The sequence below is a fragment of the Microvirgula curvata genome (assembly GCF_054781615.1).
The window spans coordinates 21,846-44,098 of sequence record NZ_BAAGUB010000032.1; the positions used below are offsets into that span (position 1 = coordinate 21,846).

Annotated in this window: 21 protein-coding genes; 18 read left to right on the forward strand and 3 right to left on the reverse strand. The window is 66.0% G+C overall.

All coding sequences use genetic code 11. The annotated features are described in order from the left end of the window. Positions 1-121: 121 nt before the first annotated feature. The 3 genes from tsf to ACYVG8_RS14045 all read right to left on the reverse strand — a co-directional run bounded on the left by tsf (position 122) and on the right by ACYVG8_RS14045 (position 2,327). The gene (gene tsf, locus ACYVG8_RS14035) at positions 122-1,003 is read right to left on the reverse strand and encodes a translation elongation factor Ts (RefSeq protein ID WP_107889731.1); all 882 of its coding nucleotides are present in this window, start codon (positions 1,001-1,003) and stop codon (positions 122-124) included. A gap of 126 nt (positions 1,004-1,129) precedes the next feature. Then, positions 1,130-1,861: a 30S ribosomal protein S2 gene (gene rpsB / locus ACYVG8_RS14040; RefSeq protein ID WP_028498804.1), complete on the reverse strand. Its 732-nt coding sequence runs from the start codon at positions 1,859-1,861 to the stop codon at positions 1,130-1,132. A 175-nt stretch (positions 1,862-2,036) separates the two neighbouring features. Continuing rightward, on the reverse strand, positions 2,037-2,327 hold the full coding sequence (locus ACYVG8_RS14045; RefSeq protein WP_233495229.1) for a hypothetical protein: 291 nt from the start codon (positions 2,325-2,327) through the stop codon (positions 2,037-2,039). A 59-nt stretch (positions 2,328-2,386) separates the two neighbouring features. Between ACYVG8_RS14045 and hemP the strand changes: the two genes are divergently transcribed. The 18 genes from hemP (at position 2,387) to ACYVG8_RS14135 (ending at position 22,250) form a co-directional block, all read left to right on the forward strand. Next, entirely contained in the window at positions 2,387-2,560 is a 174-nt protein-coding gene (gene hemP, locus ACYVG8_RS14050) for a hemin uptake protein HemP (RefSeq protein WP_084299951.1), read from the forward strand. Between the two features lie 90 nt (positions 2,561-2,650). Then, positions 2,651-4,882 (forward strand): TonB-dependent hemoglobin/transferrin/lactoferrin family receptor, encoded by a 2,232-nt coding sequence (locus ACYVG8_RS14055; RefSeq protein ID WP_460746115.1) that lies wholly within the window; start codon positions 2,651-2,653, stop codon positions 4,880-4,882. 105 nt (positions 4,883-4,987) lie between these two features. Beyond that, on the forward strand, positions 4,988-6,028 hold the full coding sequence (locus ACYVG8_RS14060; protein ID WP_107889729.1) for a hemin-degrading factor: 1,041 nt from the start codon (positions 4,988-4,990) through the stop codon (positions 6,026-6,028). Next, the gene (locus tag ACYVG8_RS14065; RefSeq protein ID WP_107889728.1) at positions 6,016-6,801 is read left to right on the forward strand and encodes a heme/hemin ABC transporter substrate-binding protein; all 786 of its coding nucleotides are present in this window, start codon (positions 6,016-6,018) and stop codon (positions 6,799-6,801) included. Before ACYVG8_RS14060 ends, ACYVG8_RS14065 begins: the two co-directional genes overlap by 13 nt. 5 nt (positions 6,802-6,806) lie before the next feature. Further along, entirely contained in the window at positions 6,807-7,790 is a 984-nt protein-coding gene (locus tag ACYVG8_RS14070) for a FecCD family ABC transporter permease (protein WP_112692387.1), read from the forward strand. Further along, positions 7,783-8,568, forward strand: coding sequence for an ABC transporter ATP-binding protein (locus ACYVG8_RS14075; RefSeq protein ID WP_107889726.1), 786 nt, complete (start codon positions 7,783-7,785; stop codon positions 8,566-8,568). Before ACYVG8_RS14070 ends, ACYVG8_RS14075 begins: the two co-directional genes overlap by 8 nt. A 270-nt stretch (positions 8,569-8,838) precedes the next feature. After that, positions 8,839-10,332 carry a methyl-accepting chemotaxis protein gene (locus ACYVG8_RS14080; RefSeq protein ID WP_460746116.1) on the forward strand — a complete coding sequence of 498 codons (1,494 nt, stop codon included), beginning with the start codon at positions 8,839-8,841 and terminating at the stop codon, positions 10,330-10,332. A 76-nt stretch (positions 10,333-10,408) separates the two neighbouring features. Continuing rightward, the gene (locus ACYVG8_RS14085; protein ID WP_028498811.1) at positions 10,409-11,284 is read left to right on the forward strand and encodes an NAD kinase; all 876 of its coding nucleotides are present in this window, start codon (positions 10,409-10,411) and stop codon (positions 11,282-11,284) included. A 51-nt stretch (positions 11,285-11,335) separates the two neighbouring features. After that, on the forward strand, positions 11,336-13,000 hold the full coding sequence (gene recN / locus ACYVG8_RS14090) for a DNA repair protein RecN (protein ID WP_028498812.1): 1,665 nt from the start codon (positions 11,336-11,338) through the stop codon (positions 12,998-13,000). A gap of 206 nt (positions 13,001-13,206) precedes the next feature. Further along, complete coding sequence (locus ACYVG8_RS14095; RefSeq protein ID WP_281660493.1) at positions 13,207-13,869, forward strand: response regulator transcription factor; 663 nt, start codon at positions 13,207-13,209, stop codon at positions 13,867-13,869. After that, positions 13,866-15,179: an ATP-binding protein gene (locus tag ACYVG8_RS14100; RefSeq protein WP_460746118.1), complete on the forward strand. Its 1,314-nt coding sequence runs from the start codon at positions 13,866-13,868 to the stop codon at positions 15,177-15,179. Before ACYVG8_RS14095 ends, ACYVG8_RS14100 begins: the two co-directional genes overlap by 4 nt. A 10-nt stretch (positions 15,180-15,189) precedes the next feature. Further along, positions 15,190-16,863, forward strand: a complete 1,674-nt coding sequence (locus tag ACYVG8_RS14105; protein ID WP_460746119.1) for a phospholipid carrier-dependent glycosyltransferase — start codon at positions 15,190-15,192, stop codon at positions 16,861-16,863. Next, the gene (locus tag ACYVG8_RS14110) at positions 16,863-17,234 is read left to right on the forward strand and encodes an SMR family transporter (RefSeq protein ID WP_028498816.1); all 372 of its coding nucleotides are present in this window, start codon (positions 16,863-16,865) and stop codon (positions 17,232-17,234) included. The genes ACYVG8_RS14105 and ACYVG8_RS14110 overlap by 1 nt, the downstream gene beginning before the upstream one ends. Before the next feature lie 19 nt (positions 17,235-17,253). Then, positions 17,254-18,387 (forward strand): DegT/DnrJ/EryC1/StrS family aminotransferase, encoded by a 1,134-nt coding sequence (locus ACYVG8_RS14115; RefSeq protein ID WP_028498817.1) that lies wholly within the window; start codon positions 17,254-17,256, stop codon positions 18,385-18,387. After that, positions 18,384-19,334: a glycosyltransferase gene (locus ACYVG8_RS14120; protein ID WP_028498818.1), complete on the forward strand. Its 951-nt coding sequence runs from the start codon at positions 18,384-18,386 to the stop codon at positions 19,332-19,334. The genes ACYVG8_RS14115 and ACYVG8_RS14120 overlap by 4 nt, the downstream gene beginning before the upstream one ends. Continuing rightward, complete coding sequence (locus tag ACYVG8_RS14125; protein WP_028498819.1) at positions 19,331-20,260, forward strand: formyltransferase; 930 nt, start codon at positions 19,331-19,333, stop codon at positions 20,258-20,260. Before ACYVG8_RS14120 ends, ACYVG8_RS14125 begins: the two co-directional genes overlap by 4 nt. A gap of 34 nt (positions 20,261-20,294) precedes the next feature. Then, positions 20,295-21,338 (forward strand): bifunctional UDP-4-keto-pentose/UDP-xylose synthase, encoded by a 1,044-nt coding sequence (locus tag ACYVG8_RS14130; protein WP_028498820.1) that lies wholly within the window; start codon positions 20,295-20,297, stop codon positions 21,336-21,338. A gap of 3 nt (positions 21,339-21,341) precedes the next feature. After that, the gene (locus tag ACYVG8_RS14135; RefSeq protein WP_107889719.1) at positions 21,342-22,250 is read left to right on the forward strand and encodes a polysaccharide deacetylase family protein; all 909 of its coding nucleotides are present in this window, start codon (positions 21,342-21,344) and stop codon (positions 22,248-22,250) included. Positions 22,251-22,253 lie beyond the last annotated feature (3 nt).

Below are 22,253 nucleotides of genomic sequence, written 5' to 3' on the forward strand. Positions count from 1 at the left end.
TGGGCATAAAGCCAAATGCACATAGCTTGGCAGACGGCGGTCGAAAAAAGGCGCCCCCTCGGGGGCGCTTGGCGGCGGTCGAACGACCGGCCGCAAACGGCCGGATCGTCACGACGTCACATTACGCCTTGGCAGCAGCGGCGGCAGCGGCCACTTCAGCAGCGTAATCTTCCTTCTTCTTCTCGATGCCTTCGCCAACCACGAACATGGTGAACGCATTGACTTCGGCCTTCTGCTCGGCGAGCAGCTTTTCGACGGTCTGGTCCGGGTTCTTCACGAACGGCTGACCCACCAGCGTCACTTCGGCCAGGTACTTGGTCACGCGGCCTTCAACCATCTTGGCGATGATGTCGGCCGGCTTGCCCGACTGGGCAGCCTGTTCGGTGTAGATGCGGCGTTCGGTTTCCAGCAGCTCGGCCGGCACCTGGGCCTTGCTGACGCAGACCGGCTTCGAGGCGGCGATGTGCATGGCGATGTCGCGACCCAGCGCTTCGCTGCCGTTCAGGTCAACGATCACGCCGATCTTGGTGCCGTGCAGGTAGGTTGCCAGCTGGCCGGCGGTGTTGAAGCGCACGAAGCGGCGAACGGTGATGTTCTCGCCCAGCTTCGAGATCAGTGCCTTGCGGACTTCCTCGAGCGAACCCTGGGCGGTCGCGACATTGCCCAGCGCGTCGACATCGGCGGCGTCGCTGTTGGCAGCGGCTTCGGCAGCCAGCCGGGTGAAGGCGACAAAGCCGTCATCCTTGGCGACGAAGTCGGTTTCGCAGTTCACTTCGACCAGCGCACCCTTTTTGCCATCGGCGGCAACGAAGGTCGCCACGGCGCCTTCGGCAGCCACGCGGCCAGCCAGCTTGCCGGCCTTCGCACCCGACTTGATGCGCAGGATTTCTTCAGCCTTGGCGGCATCGCCGTCGGCTTCCACGAGCGCCTTCTTGCATTCCATCATGCCCAGACCGGTGGCGGCACGCAGATCGGCAACCATCTTCGCGGTAATATCAGCCATTGTTGACTCCTGTATTCAGTACATGACGTCACAGCCCGGCTGTGGCGTCGATCATTCTTTGGACAGCCGGCACGGACTCGAAAAAAGGGGCAAGAGGCCCCTTTTTTCAGACGGTGCCGATATGAATTACTCGGCGGCCGGCACTTCGGCGGCAGCAACGATCTCCTGGATCGATTGCGCACGGCCTTCCAGCACGGCGTCAGCGATGCCGCGAGCATACAGGCGAATGGCGCGAGCCGAGTCGTCGTTGCCCGGAACCACGTAATCAACGCCATCCGGATTGTTGTTGGTGTCGACGATGCCGATGACCGGGATGCCCAGCTTCTGCGCTTCGACCAGGGTACCCTTCTGGTAGCCGGTGTCGATGATGAAGATTGCGTCCGGCAGACCCTTCATGTCCTTGATGCCGCCCAGGCTGCGTTCGAGCTTCTCGACTTCACGTTGCAGGTCGAGCAGTTCCTTCTTGTTGTAACCCGATTGCTCGGCGTCACCCAGCAGGGCCAGCTTGTCTTCCAGGCGCTTGATCGACTGCTTGACCGTCTTGTAGTTGGTCAGCATGCCGCCGAGCCAGCGGTAGTCGACGAACGGCATGCCGGCGCGGGAAGCTTCTTCACGCACGATTTCGCGGGCAGCGCGCTTGGTGCCGACGAACAGGACCTGGCCCTTGTTGGCGGCGAGGCGGCGAACGTAGTTCTGCGCTTCGACGAACAGCGGAAGGGTCTTTTCCAGGTTGATGATGTGGATCTTGTTGCGGCTGCCGAAAATGTACTGAGCCATCTTCGGGTTCCAGAAACGGGTCTGGTGGCCGAAGTGAACGCCGGCTTCCAGCATTTGGCGCATGGTGACTTGAGTCGACATGGTGCTGTGTTGTCCTTAAAGGGTTAGACCACGATTCGCGCGCTGTAACCGCCTGTGCGGCACCCTTATGGCGCGAATGTGCGAAATTTGCCCGAAATCGGGCAGGCCGAGACTATACAAGCTTTCCGCTTCCGGCCGCAAGCGAGCAAGTGGATTTAATCAGGCGCGCCGGCAATCACGGCCGGCGCCGGCGCGGCGCAATGAAGCCTTCGGCGCGCAGGCGCTGACGGCGCCGGATCACGAAAAACATCAGCAGGCTGGGCAGCACGCCGAGAAAGAACAGGATCAGTCCGCTGCGGACGAGCGAGTCCTGCCCGACCGCAATCATCAGCACCACATAGATCCAGCCTATCCAGACAACCAGCATGACACCCACCCCGCCTTGGCAGTTCGACCGGGCGGCATTGTAGAAGAAAACCACACCCGCCGGCTTGCCCGCCCCGTCCTTATTGGGGAAAATCGTCACCGCCCCGACGGGAAGCAAAAATCGTTGCGCACAAAAGTGGGACTGATTATCATTCTCAAATGCTCAAAACCGACTCGCCCCCCGCCCCTCCGGCCCCCGCCAGCCGTCCGGACCCGCTCCGGCTGCAAAGCCGGGAACTGTTCGGCTCCCGCAACGAAATCCTGATCGAGCACCAGGGCGAAACCTACCGCCTGCGCCTGACCCGCAACGACAAACTGATCCTCACCAAATAACCCGACCCTTCCCCTGCCCGCCAGCCCCTGCGTCACCGCAGGAATGCAAGCCAGCGAACCCCTTCCCCTTACAAGGAGTTGTTCCCGGCCATGCGTCCCCTGCTCTCCCCGTTCCTCGCCTGCGTCACCATCATCAGTCCGGCCCTCGCGCTGGCCGAAACCGTCCCGGCGGAACTGGACCCGGTCCAGGTCACCACCGACCGCAGCCGCAAGAAACTGTCCGAAACCGCGCCCAATACCACGGTCGTCGACCGTGACCGGCTCGATGCCGGCCCGGCCGGCAACATGGCCGACGCCATCCGCTACGAGCCTGGCGTGAGCGTAGCCAGCGACCCGAACCGGCGCGGCAACGCGGGCTTTACCATCCGCGGCATCGGCGGCAATCGCATCCTGATGCTGATCGACGGCATCCGCCTGCCCGACGCCTACCTTGGCGGCGGCACCGCCATCTCCTCCCGCGACTATGTCGACATGGCGTCGCTGCAGGCCATCGAAATCGTCAGGGGACCGCAATCCAGCCTGTACGGCTCCGATGCCCTTGGCGGCGTGGTCGGCTATCGCAGCAAGCGTGTCGACGATGTGCTGAAGCCCGGCGCCCGGATCGGCGGCGGCTTCAAGGGCTTCGGCGCCAGCGACGACGACTCGCACGGCGCCACCGCCAGCCTGGGCTTCCGCACCGGGCAGATCGACGGCCTGCTGGTCTACACCTACCGCAAGGGCCAGGCGACCGACACCATGGGCCGCAACGACAGCGACGGCTTCGCCCGCACTGCGGCCAATCCGCAGGACTGGCATCAGGACAATGTGCTGGCCCGGTTTGGCTGGCAGCCCGGCGAGCGGCACCGGCTGGAATTCACGGCCGAGGACTTCTCCCGCCTTGTCGATACCCGCCTGCTGGGCTCGCTCAACAATGCCCGCACCGGTCTCACCCCGCGTGCAGCGCAGGTCGACAGCCAGGACGCGAAAGACCGCCTTCGCCGCCAGCGTCTGTCGCTGGGCTGGCACGCGCACCAGCTCGGCCCGTTCCAGCGCCTCGCCGCGACGCTGTACCGGCAGACGCTGAGAGAGCGCGACAGCGACGTGGCACTGGGTACGGAAACCGCCTGGCAGGGTCGGCGGCCGGTATCCAGGCCGGGCACGCTGACGCGTTCGTCCCATGCCTTCACCCAGACCCAGACCGGCCTCAACCTGGAGCTGGAGCAGCAGTTCGACGCACTGGCCGCCTCGCACCGGCTGGTATGGGGGACCGATCTGAGCCGGACCGACAGCGCCCGTCCGCGCGACCGGTGGCGCACCTATGCCGACGGCAGCATGACCCGGCTGATCCCGTCGCCACGACCGGGCATGCAGGCGGAGCGCTATCCGAGCAAGACCTTCCCGGACAGTACGTCCGACCGGATCGGCCTGTTCGCCGAGGACGACATGCGCTTTGCCGGCGGGCTGGTCGTCTCACCCGGACTGCGCTGGGACTTCTACCGGATGCGGCCGCAGCCGGACCTCGCTTACCGCAATGCCAATACCACCGGCCAGACCGTCAACCGTTTCCGCGACAGCGCACTGTCGCCGAAGCTCGGCGTCGCCCTGCCCTTCGCCAGCCATTACACCGGCTTCCTGCAGCTCACGACCGGCTTTCGCGCCCCGCCGTTCGACGATGCGAACACCGCTTTCACCAATACCGCGCATGGCTACACCATCCTCAGCAATCCGGCACTGCAATCGGAAAAAAGCCGGGGAGCCGAACTGGGGCTGAAAGGCGCATGGCCGTCCTTCGATTTCGGCCTGACCGCCTTCCATACCCGCCACAGCGGCTTCATCGATTCGGTCTTCCTGCACGAGGACCACAACCGGGTCCAGTTCTACCAGTATCGCAACCTGTCGCGGGTCGACATCAGCGGCGCCGAAGCCCGCATGGCATGGCGCTTTGCCCCGGGCTGGCGGCTGGTCACCACACTGGCCCATGCACAGGGCGAGGACCGGGACAGCAAGCGGCCCATCGACACGGTGGCACCGACCACCGCCATCACCGGGCTGCGTTACGGCAACGACACGTATGGCGCCGAGGGCTTTGTCCGGGCCGTCGCACGCCAGGGCCGGGTCCGGGATCCCGGCGGCTTCAGGGCGCCGGGTCATGCCACGCTGGACCTGAGCACCTACTGGCGGCCGGGCAAGCACATGACGCTGCGTGCCGATGTGTTCAATCTGTTCGACCGCAAGTACTGGCACGCCAGCGACATCAGGGGGCGCAAGCCCGGTGACCGTGCGCTGGATCGCCATACCCGGCCCGGTCGCAATTTCAGTGCAAGTTTCGAACTTGCCATATAGAATGTAAATCATTCTCATTTATAAATTGAAAGTGCAGCTTGCGCGCTGACGGCTCCCCCCTCTGCCGTCGGCGCGGTTTTTTCACCAGCAACGGAATCGCTCACCATGGAACGCGCACCTTCTGCCTTGTGGGATGCCTACCGCACTCTGAAATCCGGCACGCCGATGCTGCGCGCCCGCGACGCCGCCAGAGCACTGGCCGTTACCGAGTGCGAGCTGGCCGCCGCCGACCCGTCCAGCACCTGGCTGCGTCCGGACTGGAACGCCTTGCTGACCTCGCTGGCACCGCTCGGCACCGTCATGGCCCTGGTCCGCAACGAGGCCTGCGTCCATGAACTGACCGGCAATTATGCGAATGTGACCCTCGCCGGCCAGACCGGGCTGGCGCTGCGCCCCAACCTGGACCTGCGACTGTTCCTGAACCACTGGTGCCACGCGTTCGCTACCCGGACCGACACCCCGCGTGGTCCGGTGCGCAATCTGCAGTTCTTCGACCGCCACGGCGAAGCGGTCCAGAAGGTCTATCTGCGCGCGGACAGCCATGCCGACGCCTTCGACGCCCTGGTCGAACGCTTCCGCGTCCCGCCGACGCTGCTCTGCATCGACCTGCCGCCCGCAGCCCCCGCGCCGTCCACTGGCATTGATGTCGAGGCTTTCCGTACCGAATGGCTGTCGCTGCGCGACATTCACCAGTTTCATCCGTTCCTGCGCCGCTGGGGGCTGCCGCGCCAGCAGGCATTCGAACTGGCGCCGCCGGGCCACGCATGCCGCGTCGATGCCGGCGCGGCCGAGCGTCTGCTGAATGGCGCGGCGGCTGACGGGGTGCCGATCATGGTCTTCGTCGGCAATCGCGGCGCGATCCAGATCCATACCGGCCAGGTGCATCGCATCAAGCGGCTTGGCGAATGGCTGAACGTGTTCGACCCGGGCTTCAACCTGCATCTGCGCACCGACCTGATTGCCGACGCCTGGGTGGTGCGCAAGCCGGGAGACTGCGGTCCGCTCGGCTCGCTGGAACTGCTGGACGCAAACGGCGACAGCATCGTGACCTTCTTTGGCGAACGGCAGCCGGGCCACCCGGAGCGACCGGAATGGACCGCCCTGCTCGCGTCACTGCTCCCGGAGGACCGTGCATGCGCCGGCTGATCTGCGCCCTGTCGCTGCTGCTCGTCATCGCGCCGGTCGCTGGCGCCGGGCGAGTGGTCGTGCTGACGCCGGATGTGGCCGACATCGTCGTCGCCATCGGCGCGGCGCGCGACGTGGTCGGCCGGGACAGGAGCACCACCCTGCCGGCGCTGCAGGCGGCACAGGAGATCGGCTTCTTCCGCAACCTGAATGCCGAGACCATCGCCCGCCTCAAGCCGACACTGGTCATCGGCAGTGCCACGGCACATCCGGTCAGCATCTGGCGCCAGCTGGACGGGCTGCAGATCCGCGCGGCCGAAGTGTCGTCACGGGAGGACGGCCGCGACTTCGCGACGGCCATCCGCCGCGTCGGCCAGTTGCTGGGCCGGGTCGACCAGGCCGACCGGCTGGCACGCGACTGGCAGGCCGGCATGCGCGAACGCCCCGCCACCGGCATCCGTTACGCAATCAGCTACGACGGCAGGCTGGTCGCCGGCAGGCATACCGCCGCCGATACGCTGATCCGCGCCGCAGGCGGCATCAATGCCGCGGCCGGGCTGTCCGGCACCAAAGTGCTGTCACGCGACGCCTGGCAATCACTGAAACCCGATGTCATCATCCTCTGCGCGCATACGGCCGCCGTCCACGGCGGCGTCGACGCCTTCCGCCAGCGCCCGGAAATCGCCGCGACACCGGCCGGCCGCGACGGCCGCATCCATCTGCTGCCGGCCAGCGACGCGATGATGATCTCGATCCGCAGCCCCGACGTGGTGCAGCGGCTGCGCGGGCTGTAACCGGCATGGCAGTCACGTCGTTGCTCCCTGCCCGCCATCCCGAACGTCTGGTCTGGTCACTGCTGCTGGCAGCCAGCCTGCTGCTGCCGCTGCTTGGTGCCAGCCTCGGCGGCGGCGAGTTCCGCTGGCCGGACCTGACCGACCCCATTTTCACCACCCTGCGCCTGCCACGCATCGCGGCGGCACTGCTGGTCGGCGCGTCGCTGGCGGCCAGCGGCGCCGCCCTGCAGGCGCTGTTCCGCAACCCACTGGCCGATCCGGGCCTGATCGGCACCTCGTCCGGCGCTGCGCTGGCCGTGGTGATCGTGCTCGCCACCGGCATTGCCGGCAGCATGCTGCCGTTCGCCGCCTTTGCCGGCGGGCTGGCGGCCACCTGGCTGATCGTGGCCCTGGCCAGGCTCAGTGGCGGCGGCATGGCCGGCCTGCTGCTGATGGGACTGGTGATCTCGGCCTTCTGCGGCGCGGTAACCAGTCTGGCGCTGTTCCTGTCCGATGACCTGACGCTGCGCGGTGCATCCACCTGGCTGGCCGGCAGCCTGTCGTCGGCCTCACCGTCGCTGCTGCTGACCTGTTCGCTGGTATCCGGACTCGGCCTGCTGCTGCTGTTTGGCATCGGCCGCGATCTCGACTGCCTGCTGCTTGGCGAGGATGCCGCGGCGTCACTTGGTGTCGACGTGGTCCGTACCCGCCGGCTGGCGGCAATCGGCGCGGCACTGGCCACCGGTGGCGCCGTCGCCCTGTCCGGCATCATCGGCTTTGTCGGCATGATGGTACCGAATGCGCTGGCCATTCTGGTCGGCGGCAGCCGGCGCCGGCTGATCGTGCTGTCGGCCTGGGTCGGCGCACTGTTCCTGCTCGGTGCCGACACGCTGGCGCGCAGCCTGGTCTGGCCGATTGACCTGCCGGTCGGCATCGTGGCGGCCTTTGCCGGCCCGCCCTTCTTCCTCTGGTTCTACCGTCGTCAAACAAGGAGTCTCCTCCATGGCTGATCCCATCGCCTTGTCCGCCCGTGATCTGGGCTACCGGATCAGCCGCAAGCCGATCCTGCAGGACATCAATCTGGACATTCCGGCCGGCAGCATCAGCGCGCTGCTCGGCCCCAACGGCGCCGGCAAGACCACGCTGCTGAAGCTGCTGGCCGGCCTGCGCTCGGCCAGCGCCGGCGTGGTCCGCATCGACGGCATCGCCGTGTCGTCGATTCCGCCGGCCGAACGGGCACGGACCCTGGCCTTCGTCCCGCAGCACATCCCGGATGGCATTCCACTGTCGGTATTCGAGTTCATTGCACTGGGACGCGTCCCGCACCTCGGTGCCTTCGGCCGGCTGGCGGCCGGGGACCGCGACGCCGTCTGTGATGCGCTGGAGACAGTCGAGTTGGGCGACAAGGCCGAAGTCCGCCTCGATACACTGTCCGGCGGCGAACGTCAGCGCGCGGCCATCGCCCGGGCGCTGGCGCAGTCGGCGCCGATCCTGCTGCTGGACGAACCGACCAACCACCTCGACCTGCGCCACCAGCACAAGCTGCAGCAGTTGCTGGTCCGGCTGGCGGAGTCCGGAAAAACCGTGATCGAAGTGCTGCACGACCTGGCCCTGGCCGCCAATTACGCCGACCATGTGGTCCTGATCGACCATGGCCGGCTGGTCGCCGACGGCAGCCCCGAGCAGGTCATGCGCGAAGACTGCCTGCGGGCCGTCTACGAGTGCCCGCTGCGGCTGGTTCGCCATGCGCCGCGTGGCTGGCATATGGAAATGCCGCAGGCAGCCTGAATACCCTGCAAAAACAACGCCTCCGGCAAAGGCCGGCACGGGAGGCGCGCGCGGCCGTCCGCGGGACCGGCTCGTGTGCCGGCCCCGAATCACGATATTGCTGCTGCCAAAACCACAAATTCATGACTCGCGAATAATTTCACTTGCGCAGAATCCAAACATTCGTTTGAATCATCGCTCCCGCGAGTGGCGGCACGCGCTGCGTTGCCGATCCGGACAACAGATCCGGCCCGCCATCTCGCGCCCTGTCACGAGGAGGAGGGACACACTATGACACTCGGCGAATGGTTCATTCCCGCCAGCGTCCGCCAGGACGCGGACCGGCTGATCAAGGCACGCACTGTCGTCAACGTCGCGCTGCTGGCGGCGGTGCTGACACCGCTGTTTTCCATTTCCTATTTCAAGCTCGGCCATCTGGCGATGGGCTACGGCATTCTGGCCGGCGGCATGGCCATGGCACTGGGCGCGCTGCTGCTGCGCCTCAGCGGCCTGGTCGGACTGACTGCCCAGTTCATCATCGCCGTCATGTTTGCCATGGTCAGCTGGATGGTATTCGTCAACGGCGGGCTGATGGGCACCAGCGTGGTCTGGTATGCGTCGATCCCGTTTACCGCCGTCTTTGTCGGCGGACGGCGCTCGGGGTATCTGTGGGCGGCGCTGACGCTGCTGGCGCTGATAGTGTTCCTGCTCGCCAATGGCGATCCCGGCACCCTGCCATCCACGCCGATTCCGGAAGCCGAGCACCCGCTGCTGCAGATGAAGTCGCTGGCCGGCCTGAGCATCGTCGTGCTGGTGCTGGCGCTGGCCTTCGACGGCGCCAAGCGCAAGGGCTTCAGCCAGCTGGAGCTGGCGCGCGAACAGGCCGAGACCGAACGCAACAACGTATCGACCATGCTCGACCACATCACCCAGTCGGTCCACGCCGCCAGCCAGGAAAGCCGCGATATCGCGGTCACCGCACGGCTGATGGTCGCCACCATGACCCAGCAGTCGGCACGCACCCAGGAAATGGTCGTGACCGTGCAGCAGATGAGCGCGCTGACCGAACACAACGCCGAGCAATCGTCGCAGGCCGCCGCCGTTGCCATTGATGCCCGCAAACAGGCGCACCAGGGCGGAGACATCATGAACAACGCCATGCAGCACCTCGACGAGGCCGGTACGGCCATGGCGCGCTCGTCAGAAGCGATCGAATCACTGGGACGCCGTTCGAGCGAGGTCAACGGCATCGTGCAGCTGATCGGCGAGATTGCCGACCAGACCAACATGCTGGCATTGAATGCCGCCATCGAAGCCGCCCGGGCCGGTGACGTCGGCCGCGGCTTTGCCGTGGTCGCCGACGAGGTACGCAAGCTGGCCGAGCGCACCCAGACCGCAACCAAGGATATCGAGACCAAGATCGGTCTGATCGTCAACGGCACCCAGGATGCGCTGGTGGCCATCCGTGAAGGCGTCGACCGCATGCAGGGCGGCGCCGGCAACTCGCGCGCCGCGCATTCCAGCCTGCGCGAACTGATCGGCGGCGCGCAGAACCTGGCCGAGGTACTGGAGCAGGTGGCGGGCGCGGAAAACAGCCAGTCGGCCGGTTTCAAGACCTTTGCCGGCGATATCGGCAATATCGGCCAGTCGACCCAGACGCTGTCGAACGAAACCGCTGCCATTGCCGAGGCGACGCGCCGGCTGGACGGGCTGATGGCGGAACTGGCGGAGCGAATTCACCATTTCGAGCAGTCCCGACGGCAACCGGTCGCGATGGCGGCATGAGCCGCCGCTTCCCATCCGCCGCCGCCTTGACCAATGATCTTGCAGGCCCTGGCATAAAAGGCTCTAATTCGCCCTTATGGAATGGCTTTTCAAAAAAATAGGTCTGGTCGCCCGGCACTCGAAACCGGAAGTGGTCCAGTCGCTGCTGGAACTTGCCCGCCACCTGGAGCAACAGGGGCTGCACGTTTTCATTGACCGCGACAGCGTGACCCGGGCCGAGGCCCAGGGGCTGACGCTGATCGACCGCAATGATTTCGGCAAGATTGTCGATGTCGCGATCGTGCTCGGCGGCGACGGCACCATGCTGTCGGTCGCCCGCCTGCTGGCGCCGTACCGCATCCCGCTGATCGGCATCAACCAGGGCCGGCTCGGCTTCATGACCGACATCCCGCTGCACACGATGATCGCCTCGGTCAGCAGCATCCTGCAGGGCGAGTTCCTGCCCGAGGAACGCATGCTGCTGCAATCGAGCGTCATGCGCGACAACGTCGAGGTCGCCCAGCACCTGGCACTCAACGATATCGTCATCAATCGTGGCGCCATGGGGCAGATGATCGAATTCGAGATCTTCGTCGACAACCAGTTCGTCTACAGCCAGCGCTCGGACGGCCTGATCGTCAGCACGCCGACCGGCTCGACCGCCTACGCGCTGGCCTCCGGCGGGCCGATCCTGCACCCGACCGTGCCGGCCATCGCCCTGGTGCCGATCTGCCCGCAGTCGATGAGCAATCGTCCCATCGCCATCAACGACTCCAGCGAAGTCGAATTCATGCTGACGCGCGGCGAGGATGCCCGCGTTCATTTCGACGGCCAGTCGCACTGCGACCTGATGGAACTCGATCGCGTGCTGATCCGCCGCTACCGCAATCCGCTGCGCCTGCTGCATCCACTCGGCTACAACTATTACGACATGCTCCGTCACAAGCTGCACTGGGGTGAGCGTCTGCTGTAACCCCTGCCGCACCCCGCCCTCTGCCCAATCGCTACCGGAATCCGCCCGCCGATGCTGCTATCGCTTTCAGTCCGCAACTTCGTCATCGTCGACCAGCTCGAACTCGACTTCCGTCCGGGCTTTACCGTACTGACCGGTGAAACCGGCGCGGGCAAATCCATCATCCTCGATGCCTTGTCGCTGCTGCTCGGCGGCCGTGGCGATGGCAGTCTGGTCCGGCATGGCGAGGAGCGCGCCGAACTGTCGGCCACCTTCGCCATCGGCGACATGGCCGACGTCCGCAGCTGGCTGGTCGGCCAGGAACTGGCCGACGACGGCAACGATGAACTGCTGGTGCGCCGCGTCGTCGATGCCGGCGGCCGCTCGCGCTGCTGGCTCAACGGCCGCCCGGCCACGCTGGCCCAGCTGCGCGAGGCCGGCGAGTGGCTGGTCGACATCCATGGCCAGCACGCCCATCAGTCACTGGTCAAACCGGATACCCAGCGCCGGCTGCTCGATGCCTATGCCGGCGCACTCGATATCGTCCAGGCGGTAAAGGGCGCGTTCGAGCAGTGGCAATCGGTCAAGCGCCAGCGGGTAGCCGCCGAACAGCACGTGGCCGAATTCGAACGCGAGCGCGAACGCCTGCAATGGCAGATCAGCGAACTGACCGAACTCGGCGTGCAGGCCGGCGAATGGGAAGACGTGTCCGCCAGTCATGGCCGGCTCGGCAATGCCCAGGAGCTGATCGAGGCCGCGCAGACCGCCATCGACACCCTGTCCGAGTCGGATCACGACATTCTGTCCGCCGTGGGCCAGGTGCAGAACCGCCTGTCACGGCTGGTCGACGTCGACAGCAAGCTCAAGGACACCGTGGCCCTGCTCGACTCCGCCGAGGCCGAGTTGCGCGAGGCGGTCTATGCGCTCCGCGATTACGCGGAGGGAATAGACCAGGACCCGGCCGAATTCGCGCGCATCGAGAAGCGCATTGACGCGCTGTATTCGATGGCGCGCAAATACCGCGTCCGTCCGGAAGAACTGCCGGAGAAACTCGCCGCCTGGCGCGAGGAACTGGAGCGGCTGTCGCAGTCGGCCGACGTCGACGAGCTGGTGCGCCAGGAAAGCGATGCCGAGCGCCTTTACCGCGACCTGGCCGACCAGCTGTCGCTGAAACGCCAGCAGGCGGCCGTCGAACTGGCCGACCGCATCAGCGAGGAAATGCAGGGGCTGGCGATGCAGGGCGCGCGCTTCGCCATCGAACTGGCCCCGCTGGCGGCACCGGCGGCCAGCGGCATGGAATCGGTCGAATACCTGGTCGCCGCCAATGCCGGCACCGCGCTGCGGCCGATGTCCAAGGTTGCGTCCGGGGGCGAGCTGTCGCGCATCAGCCTGGCGTTCCAGATCGTCGCCAGCCAGGTGGCGGCGGTACCGACGCTGATTTTCGACGAAGTCGACGTCGGCATCGGCGGCCGGGTGGCCGAAGTGGTCGGCCGGCTGCTGAAACGGCTCGGCCAGCGCTACCAGGTGCTGTGCATCACCCACCTGCCGCAGGTGGCCGCCTGCGGCGACAATCAGTGGCAGGTCGCCAAGCATCTGGAGGCCGGCCGCACGGTCAGCAGCATCCAGACCCTGTCCGACCGCGAGCGGGTGGAGGAAATCGCCCGCATGCTCGGTGGCGAGCAGATTACCGACACGACCCGGCAGCACGCGGCCGAGCTGCTGGCGCTGGTCGCCTGAGCGGCTACCGGATGCCCGTGCCCGCTCGCTGACGCCGGCCCGTCCTTCCCTGCCTGCGCCCGCCACCATGGCGGGCGTATGCCTGTCGGACCATTACTGTTTCATTTCTCTCAGCCCGTTCTAAGTCACACGGTTTTACCATCCATGGTGTGCTACAAAGGATATCCCATCCGGATACCAGTAGCGGCAAACATGAGGATGGACAAATGCGTGTGCTGTTGATTGAAGACGACCCGATGATCGGGGATGCCGTGATGCTGGCATTGCGGGATGCGACCTATGCCGTCGACTGGGCACGCGACGGTGAAGCAGGTCTGGCCCTGTTTGCCAACCAGCAATACGAAATGGTGCTGGTGGACCTGGGGCTGCCGAAAATGGACGGCTACGCCGTACTGACCCGGCTGCGGCAGAAGGACACCCAGGTACCGATTCTGGTCGTGACCGCCCGCGACGGGCTGGACGATATCGAAAAGGGGCTGGACCTCGGCGCCGACGACTATGTGTGCAAGCCGTTCGAATTCCGCGAACTGCTGGCCCGCATGCGCGCGGTGACCCGGCGCAAGGCCGGTTCGGCCGCCCCCATCCTGTCCAACGGCGAAATCGATCTCGACCCGGCCAGCCGCGAGGTCAGTTACCGCGGGCAATCGCTGCGCATGACCAGCCGCGAGTTCTCGCTGCTGCAGGCGCTGCTGCAGCGCCCGGGCGCAATCCTGTCCCGCAGCGACCTCGAGGAACGCATCTACAACTGGGATCAGGAAATCGACAGCAATGCAGTCGAGTTCCTGATCCATTCGATCCGCAAGAAACTCGGCTCCGACATCATCCGCAATGTGCGCGGCCTCGGCTGGATGGTGGCCAAGCGCCAATGAACTACTCTCTCCGCTTTCGCCTGTGCGCCTGGATTACCGCAGCCGTGCTGCTGGCGGCCGCTCTTGCCGGCTTTGCCTCTTTCGAAAGTGCGCGGACGGAAGCCAACGAGTTGCAGGATGCCCAGCTGACCCAGATCGGCACGCTGCTCGATGCACGCGACCTGTCGGTGCCACCGCCGCAGAACCTGGCGTCGACCACCACCGACCCGGACCTGTATATCGAGGTGCAGATCCTCGGCCGGCCGGATGTCGATGACAAGGTCGTGTTCCCGTCCAATCTGCTCGACGGTCTGCACACGCTGAGCATCAACCATGAGGAGTGGCGGCTGTACGTGATTTCGCTGGACAACGGTGACCGTATCGCCGTCGGCCAGCGCACGGCCGAGCGCGACGAGATCGCCAATATCGGCGCCATGTCGACCATCGTGCCGCTGCTGGTGCTGATCCCGGTCCTGCTGACCATGATCATCGGCGTGATCACGCTGGCGCTGCGGCCGGTCGCCCGCCTGAGCCAGCAGATCGACCATGATCCGAACCGCTGCCTGCAAAGCCCGCTGTCGATCGCACAGCTGCCGGACGAGGTGGCACCGCTGGTGCGGTCGATCAACCGGCTGCTGGCACGCCAGTCGCGACAGCTCGAGCAGCAGAAGCGCTTTATTTCCGACGCCGCGCACGAGCTGCGCTCGCCGATGACCGCGCTGATGCTGCAGGCGGAGAACCTGTCCGCCGCCGACATGTCCGAGACCGCCCGCGAGCGGCTGCAGCGGCTGCAGGCCGGGCTGGGTCGCAGCGCCGCGCTGATCGAGCAGTTGCTCAGCCTGTCGCGTGCGCAGGCGCAGACCGCCGCCGCCACCCAGTCGGTCAGACTGGTGGATGTGCTGCACAAAGTGCTGGAAGACCTGGTGCCGCAGGCACAGGCGCGCGATATCGATATCGGCGTCGTTGCCCACGATGACGTCGGCGTTGCCGCCTACGAGCTGGATGTCGCCACCCTGATGCGCAACCTGCTCGACAACGCCATCAAGTACACGCCGCCTGGCGGCACCATCGACATCGGCATCCACCATGTCGGCGACGAGGCGACTTTCGAAGTTCGTGACAGCGGGACGGGTGTGCCCGACAACCTGATCGACCAGTTGTGGCGGCCCTTCTTCCGCGTTCCCGGCACCACCGCGCCCGGCGCCGGCCTCGGCCTGTCCATCGTCAGCAATATCGTCGACAAGCTGTCCGGCCGCGTGTCGGTTCGCAATGTCGCCCCGGATGAAGGCAGCGGCCTGATCATCGCTGTCCACCTGCCCGCCCAACCCTGACCCCATCACAATGACTCTGAACCAGAAATTGCTTCGCCACTCCGGTGGCCTGGTGTTCTGGGCGTGCCTGGCCATCGTCTGGCTGGGTACGCTCGGCCAGCGCGCGCTGATCACACCGGACGAAGGCCGCTATGCGACCCTGTCGCTGGGCATGCTGCACAGCGGCGACTGGATTACTCCGCGGCTGAACAACCTGCTGTATTTCGAAAAGCCGGCCATGCAGTACTGGGCGGGCGCGATCGCGTTCAAGCTGTTCGGCATCAACGAATTCGCCGCCCGCTTCTGGCCCGGCCTGACCGGCCTGCTGACGGTGGCGCTGGTCGGCCTGACCGGACGCAAGCTGTGGTCGCCGGCCGCCGGCCGCAACGCCGCACTGGTTGCGGCCGGTTGCGCCTGGATCGTCGGCAACAGCCATTTCCTGACCCTGGATACCGGGGTGACCTTCTTCCTGACCGCCGCGCTGTCCGGCTTCCTGCTCGCCCAGCGCGACGGCGCCGATACACGCAAGCGCCTGTTCTGGAACCTGTTCATGTGGGCGGCCATGGCCGGGGCCACGCTGAGCAAGGGGCTGATCGGCATTCTGATTCCCGGCACCACGCTGGCGCTGTACTCGCTGCTGGCCCGCGATGTCCGGCCGTGGACGCGGATGAACTGGCTGCCCGGGCTGGCGCTGTTCCTGGTACTGAGTGTGCCGTGGTTCGTGCTGGTGTCGCAGCAGAATCCCGGCTTCGCCCGCTTCTTCTTCATTCACGAGCACTTCCAGCGCTTCCTGACCACCGAACACCGCCGCACCGGCCCGGTCTGGTATTTCGTGCCGCTGCTGCTGGCCGGCTTCCTGCCATGGACCTCCCTGCTGCCGGCCACGCTGCGTGCCGGCTGGCAACGGGAGCCGGGCCGGTTCCAGCCGCGTCGGCTGCTGCTGGCCTGGTCGCTGTTCGTGTTCGTGTTCTTCAGCGTGTCCGGTTCCAAGCTGCCGTCGTACATTCTGCCGATGTTCCCTGCGCTGGCGCTGCTGCTCGGCCGGGAGCTGGAAACGATGACGGCGCCGCGCCTGGCCCGCCACCTGATTGCCCCGGCCCTGCTGTGGCTGGCGGTGCTGGCGGCACTGCCGTTCCATGCCCGTTTCTCCTCGGCCGAGACGCCACCCGCCGCGCTGCACGCGCTTGCCGTCGGTCTGGGCATTGCCGCCATCCTGTTTCTGCTGTGCGCGTGGTTTGCCTGGCGCGCGCTGCGCCGTGACGAACGCGGTCTGGCACTGGCCGCCTGGGCGCTGGGCGGCTTCCTGGCCGTCACTGCCGGGGCACTGGGTCACAACACCTTCGGCCAGCTGAAAAGCAGCAAGGCCGTTGCCGTGGCCGCCGCGCCGCTGCTGACGCCGGCCACGCCGGTGTTCTCGGTGGCGATGTATGACCAGACACTGCCGTTCTATCTGCGCCGGCCGGTCACCCTGGTTGCCTACAGCGATGAGTTCGCCTTTGGCCAGGCCGCCGAGCCGGACAAGTCGCTGCCCGATATCGTCTCGTTCACCCGACGCTGGCGCGAGCTGCCCGCCGCGGCCGCCATGATGGGTCCCGGCACCTTCACCACCCTGAGCCAGGACGGCCTGCCGATGCGCGTGGTCTACCGCGACGCCCGCCGCCTGTTCGTCATCAAACCCACCCCACCGGCCAATGGAGCCAATTAGTGAAACCGCTTGAATTTCTGCTGATCCTGATCGGCGTGCTGCTGAATGCCGGCGCACAACTGCTGCTGAAGGCCGGCGTGCGCCAGATCGGGCACTTTGAATTTACCGCCGCCAATGTGTGGCCGATCGGCCTGTCGCTGGCCGGCAACCCGCCGATCCTGGCCGGACTCGGCTGTTACGTGATCAGTGTCGGCGTCTGGATCATGGCGCTGTCACGCGTGGACGTCAGCATCGCCTATCCGATGCTGTCGATCGGTTATGTCGTCAATGCACTGCTCGCCTGGTGGCTGTTTGGCGAAGCGGTGACCGTCATGCGTCTGATGGGGATCGCCATCATCATCGTCGGCGTGCTCGTCGTCGCACGCAGTTAGCATCAAGGAGTCGTCATACATGGATTTCCTGCCCTTCACCCGCCCCGATATCGACGAGGACACCATTGCCGACGTGGTCGGCGTGTTGCGCTCCGGCTGGCTGACCACCGGCCCGCGCTGCAGCGAATTCGAAGCCGCGCTGTCGGCCCATGTCGGCGGCCGGCCGGTACGGGTGGCCAATTCGGCCACTGCCACGCTGGAATTCGCATTGCGCATCGCCGGGGTCGGTCCCGGTGACGAAGTCATCACCACGCCGCTGACCTGGGTTGCTACCGCCAACGTCATTCTGGCCGTTGGCGCCACGCCGGTGCTGGTCGATGTCGATCCGGCCACCCGGCTGATCGATCTCGATCTGGCCGAAGCCGCGATCACCCCGCATACCCGGGCCATTATCGCCGTCGACCTGGCCGGCCTGCCGGTCGACCGCGACCGGCTGTATACGCTGGCCACCCGCCATGGCCTGCGCGTGGTCGAAGACGCCGCCCAGTCGATCGGCGCCAACTGGCGTGGCCGGCGCATCGGCAGCGACGGCGACCTGGTCAGTTTCAGCTTCCATCCGAACAAGAACATCACCAGCGGCGAAGGCGGCTGCCTGGTCATGAACAATGAAAACGAGGTGCGGCTGTTCGAGAAGCTGCGGCTGCAGGGTGTGACCCGCCATGACGACGGCACGATGGATGTCGACATGCTGGGCGGCAAGGCCAATCTGACCGATATCGCCGCCGCCATCGGCCTGGGCCAGCTCAAACGGCTGGACGCATTCAATGCCCGCCGCCAGGCACTGGCGCGACGCTATTTCGAACAACTGCCGGACGATCTGGGCCTGGTGCTGCCGCCGGAGGATTTCCAGCATGGCAACTGGCACATGTTCCAGCCGCTGCTGCCGCTGGCCGACATGCAGGGCACGCGTCACGACTTTATCGCCGGCATGCGCGAACACGGCATCGGCATCGGCGTCCATTACCCGGCGCTGCACCTGTTCTCGCTGTACCGCGGGCGCGGCTTTGCCGAGGGGGATTTCCCGCATGCCGAGGATATCGGCCGCCGCACCGTCACCCTGCCGCTGTTCCCGGCCATGCAGGATGACGACATCGACCGAGTCTGCACGGCGATCGCCCGCGTGCTCCCGCCCCTGCTGGGGAGAGCCGCGTGACCAGCCCGGCAATGCTTTCCGTGGTCATTCCGGTCTACAACGAGGAAGCCACCCTTCCTGCGCTGTTCGACCGGCTGTACCCGGCACTGGACGCACTGGATGTCCGCTACGAGATCATTTTCATCAATGACGGCAGCGTCGACCAGTCGACGTCACTGCTGGCCAGCCAGTTCCATGCCCGGCCGGACGTGACCCGCGTCATCCTGTTCAACGGCAACTTCGGCCAGCATCGCGCCATTCTGGCCGGCTTCGCCCATGCGCGCGGCGAACGCATCGTCACCCTGGACGCCGACCTGCAGAACCCGCCGGAAGACATCCATTTGCTGCTGGCCGAGATGGACAAGGGGCACGACTACGTCGGCACCATCCGCCGCAGTCGCCACGACAGCCTGTGGCGCCATGTCGCCTCGCGGATGATGAACCGGCTGCGCGAGCGCATCACCCGCATCCACATGACCGATCAGGGCTGCATGATGCGCGCCTACAGCCGGCGCATCATCGACACCATCAACCAGTGCAATGAACTGAATACCTTTATCCCGGCACTGGCCTACCAGTTCGCGCAGAACCCGGTCGAGACCGTGGTCGGCCATGAACAGCGCCATGCCGGCGAATCCAAGTATTCGCTGTACAGCCTGATCCGGCTGAACTTCGACCTGGTGACCGGGTTCTCGGTGGTGCCGCTGCAGATGTTCTCGCTGCTGGGCACGCTGATCTCGTTCGGTTCGGCCATCCTGGTGGTCTACCTGCTGCTGCGCCGGCTGATCGTCGGTCCCGAGGCCGCCGGGCTGTTCACGCTGTTCGCCATCAGCTTCCTGCTGATCGGCGTGGCGCTGTTCGGCATCGGCCTGCTCGGCGAATACGTCGGTCGCATCTACCAGGAAGTGCGCCAGCGGCCGCGCTACCTGATTGCCGGCATCCTGGAACACAAGGAAGACGCATCATGACCCGTGCCGTCGTTTTCGCTTATCACGACGTTGGCGTCCGTTGCCTGAAAACCCTGCTGTCGCACGGCATCGATGTGGCGCTGGTGGTGACCCACCGTGACCGGGCTGACGAGAACATCTGGTTCGCCAGCGTCGCCGATACCGCTGCCGACTACGGCATCGAGGTCATCACCCCGGACGATCCGGATACGCCCGAAGTGCTCGACCGCGTTCGCGCCGCGCATCCGGACCTGCTGTTCTCGTTCTACTACCGCCACCTGCTCGGCACGGCACTGCTCGACAGCGCGCCGCTGGGCGCCTTCAACATGCACGGCTCGCTGCTGCCGGCCTATCGCGGCCGCGTGCCGGTCAACTGGGCGCTGATCCACGGCGAGACGGAAACCGGCGCCACGCTGCACGCCATGACCAGCAAGCCGGACAACGGCGCCATCGTCGACCAGATGGCGGTGCCGATCCTGCGCGACGACGATGCGGCCGACGTGTTCGCCAAGATCACGGTCGCCGCCGAAATCGTGCTGTCGCGCAGCCTGCCCGCGCTGGCCGCCGGCCGCGCGACGCTGACGGCGCAGGACCTGTCGCGCGGCGGTTATTTCGGCGGTCGCCGGCCGGAAGACGGCCATCTCGACCCGGTCTGGGACGCCGCGCGCCTGCACAACTTCATCCGTGCCCTGACCCGCCCGTTCCCCGGCGCCTTCGCCAGTCTGGCGGGGCGACAGTTGCGGATCTGGCGCAGCTTCCGTGCCCCGTTCCCCGTCGGCGCCCCCCGGCCCGCACGCGCCAGCCTGATGGCGGCCGGCGGCACCCTGTGGCTGCTGGCGGCCGACGGCCAGGCACTGCGCCTCACCGACGCCGAACTCGATGACCAGCCGCTCGACGCGGCGGCCTTCCATACCCTTTTTGATCAACAGACCCTCGAGCTGGCCTGACGCCTGCCCCGGCCTCCACCTGCTGGAACCCACCATGAAAAAAGTCCTCATCCTCGGCGTCAACGGCTTTATCGGCCATCACCTGACCCGGCGCATCATCGACACCACCGACTGGCACATCTACGGCATGGACATGAACTGCGACCGGATCCAGCCGTGGCTCGACCATCCGCGCTTCCATTTCTTCGAGGGCGATATCGGCATCAACAAGGAGTGGATCGAATACCACGTCCGCAAGTGCGATGTGGTGCTGCCGCTGGTGGCCATCGCGACCCCGGCCACCTATGTGAAGGCACCGCTGCAAGTGTTCGAGCTCGATTTCGAGGCCAATCTGCCGATCGTTCGCCAGTGCGTGAAGTACAACAAGCGCGTGGTGTTCCCGTCGACCAGCGAGGTCTACGGCATGTGCGGTGACGCAGAATTCGACCCGGAGAACTCGCCGCTGGTCTACGGCCCGATCAACAAGCCGCGCTGGATCTACGCCTGCTCGAAGCAGCTGATGGACCGGGTCATTGCCGCCTACGGCCAGCAGGAAGGGCTCGACTACACGCTGTTCCGCCCGTTCAACTGGATCGGGCCGGGCCTGGACAGCATCCATACGCCGAAGGAAGGCTCGAGCCGGGTCATTACCCAGTTCCTCGGCCATATTGTTCGTGGCGAACCGATCAAACTGGTGGATGGTGGTCAGCAGAAACGCGCGTTCACCTTTGTCGACGACGGCATCTCGGCCCTGGTCAGGATCATCGACAACCCGGCAGGCCGCGCCAGCGGGCAGATCTACAATATCGGCAACCCGACCAACAATTTCTCGGTGCGCGAACTGGCGACCATGATGCTGGAACTGGCCGCCACCTATCCGGAGTATCGCGACAACGCGGCCAGGGTCGAACTGATCGACGTCAGCTCGGGCACGTATTACGGCGATGGCTATCAGGACGTACAGAACCGGGTACCGAAGATCGAGAATACCTGTGCCGATCTGGACTGGGCACCGCGCGTCAGCATGCTCAGCGCACTGAAGAGCCTGTTCGACTTCTATCGCGACGAAGTGGCCAGCCAGCGCGACCTGGTGAGCTGAGCGATGAGCACGCTGGCGCTGAAAATCGACGTCGACACCTGGCGTGGCACGCGTGAAGGCGTGCCACGCCTGGTCGAACTGCTGCAGCGGCACCGGGCCGGCGCGACCTTCCTGTTCAGCCTCGGCCCGGACCATACCGGCCGCGCCATCCGCCGGGTGTTCCGTCCCGGCTTCCTGTCCAAGGTATCGCGCACCTCGGTGCTCGAACACTACGGGCTGCGCACACTGCTGTACGGCACCGTGCTGCCCGGCCCGGATATCGGCCGGCGCGCGGCAGCCACCCTGCGCGCCGTGCGCGATGCCGGTTTCGAGGTCGGCGTGCATTGCTGGGACCACATCCGCTGGCAGGATCATGTCGCCGGCCTTGATGCGGCCTGGACCCGGCGCGAGATGGAGCGGGCCCGCGATCGCTTCAGCGATATCTTCGGTGAAACGCCGCGCGTTCACGGAGCCGCCGGCTGGCAGATGAACGACGCCGCCTATGCACTGGAACGCGAGCTGGGATTCGCCTACGCATCCGATGGCCGTGGCAGCGGGCCATTCCAGCCGGTTGACGCCAATGGCCGGCCATTCGGCGTGCCGCAGTTGCCGAGTACGCTGCCGACGCTGGACGAGCTGATCGGCATGGACGGACTGACGCCGGACAATGTGCACGCGCATCTGCTGGCGCTGACGGCCGACCCGCCAGCGCAGGGCCATGTCTATACGCTGCATGCCGAACTGGAAGGCATGAAACTGCTGCCGACCTTCGAACGCCTGCTGGACGGCTGGACGGCACAGGGCTACCAACTGGTGTCGACCGGCGAACAGTTCGCCCGGCTCGACCCGTTTGCCCTGCCGCACTGCAGGGTGTCGATGGGGGAAATCCCCGGCCGCAGCGGCGTGCTGTCGCTGCAGGGGGCGGCAGTCTGACAC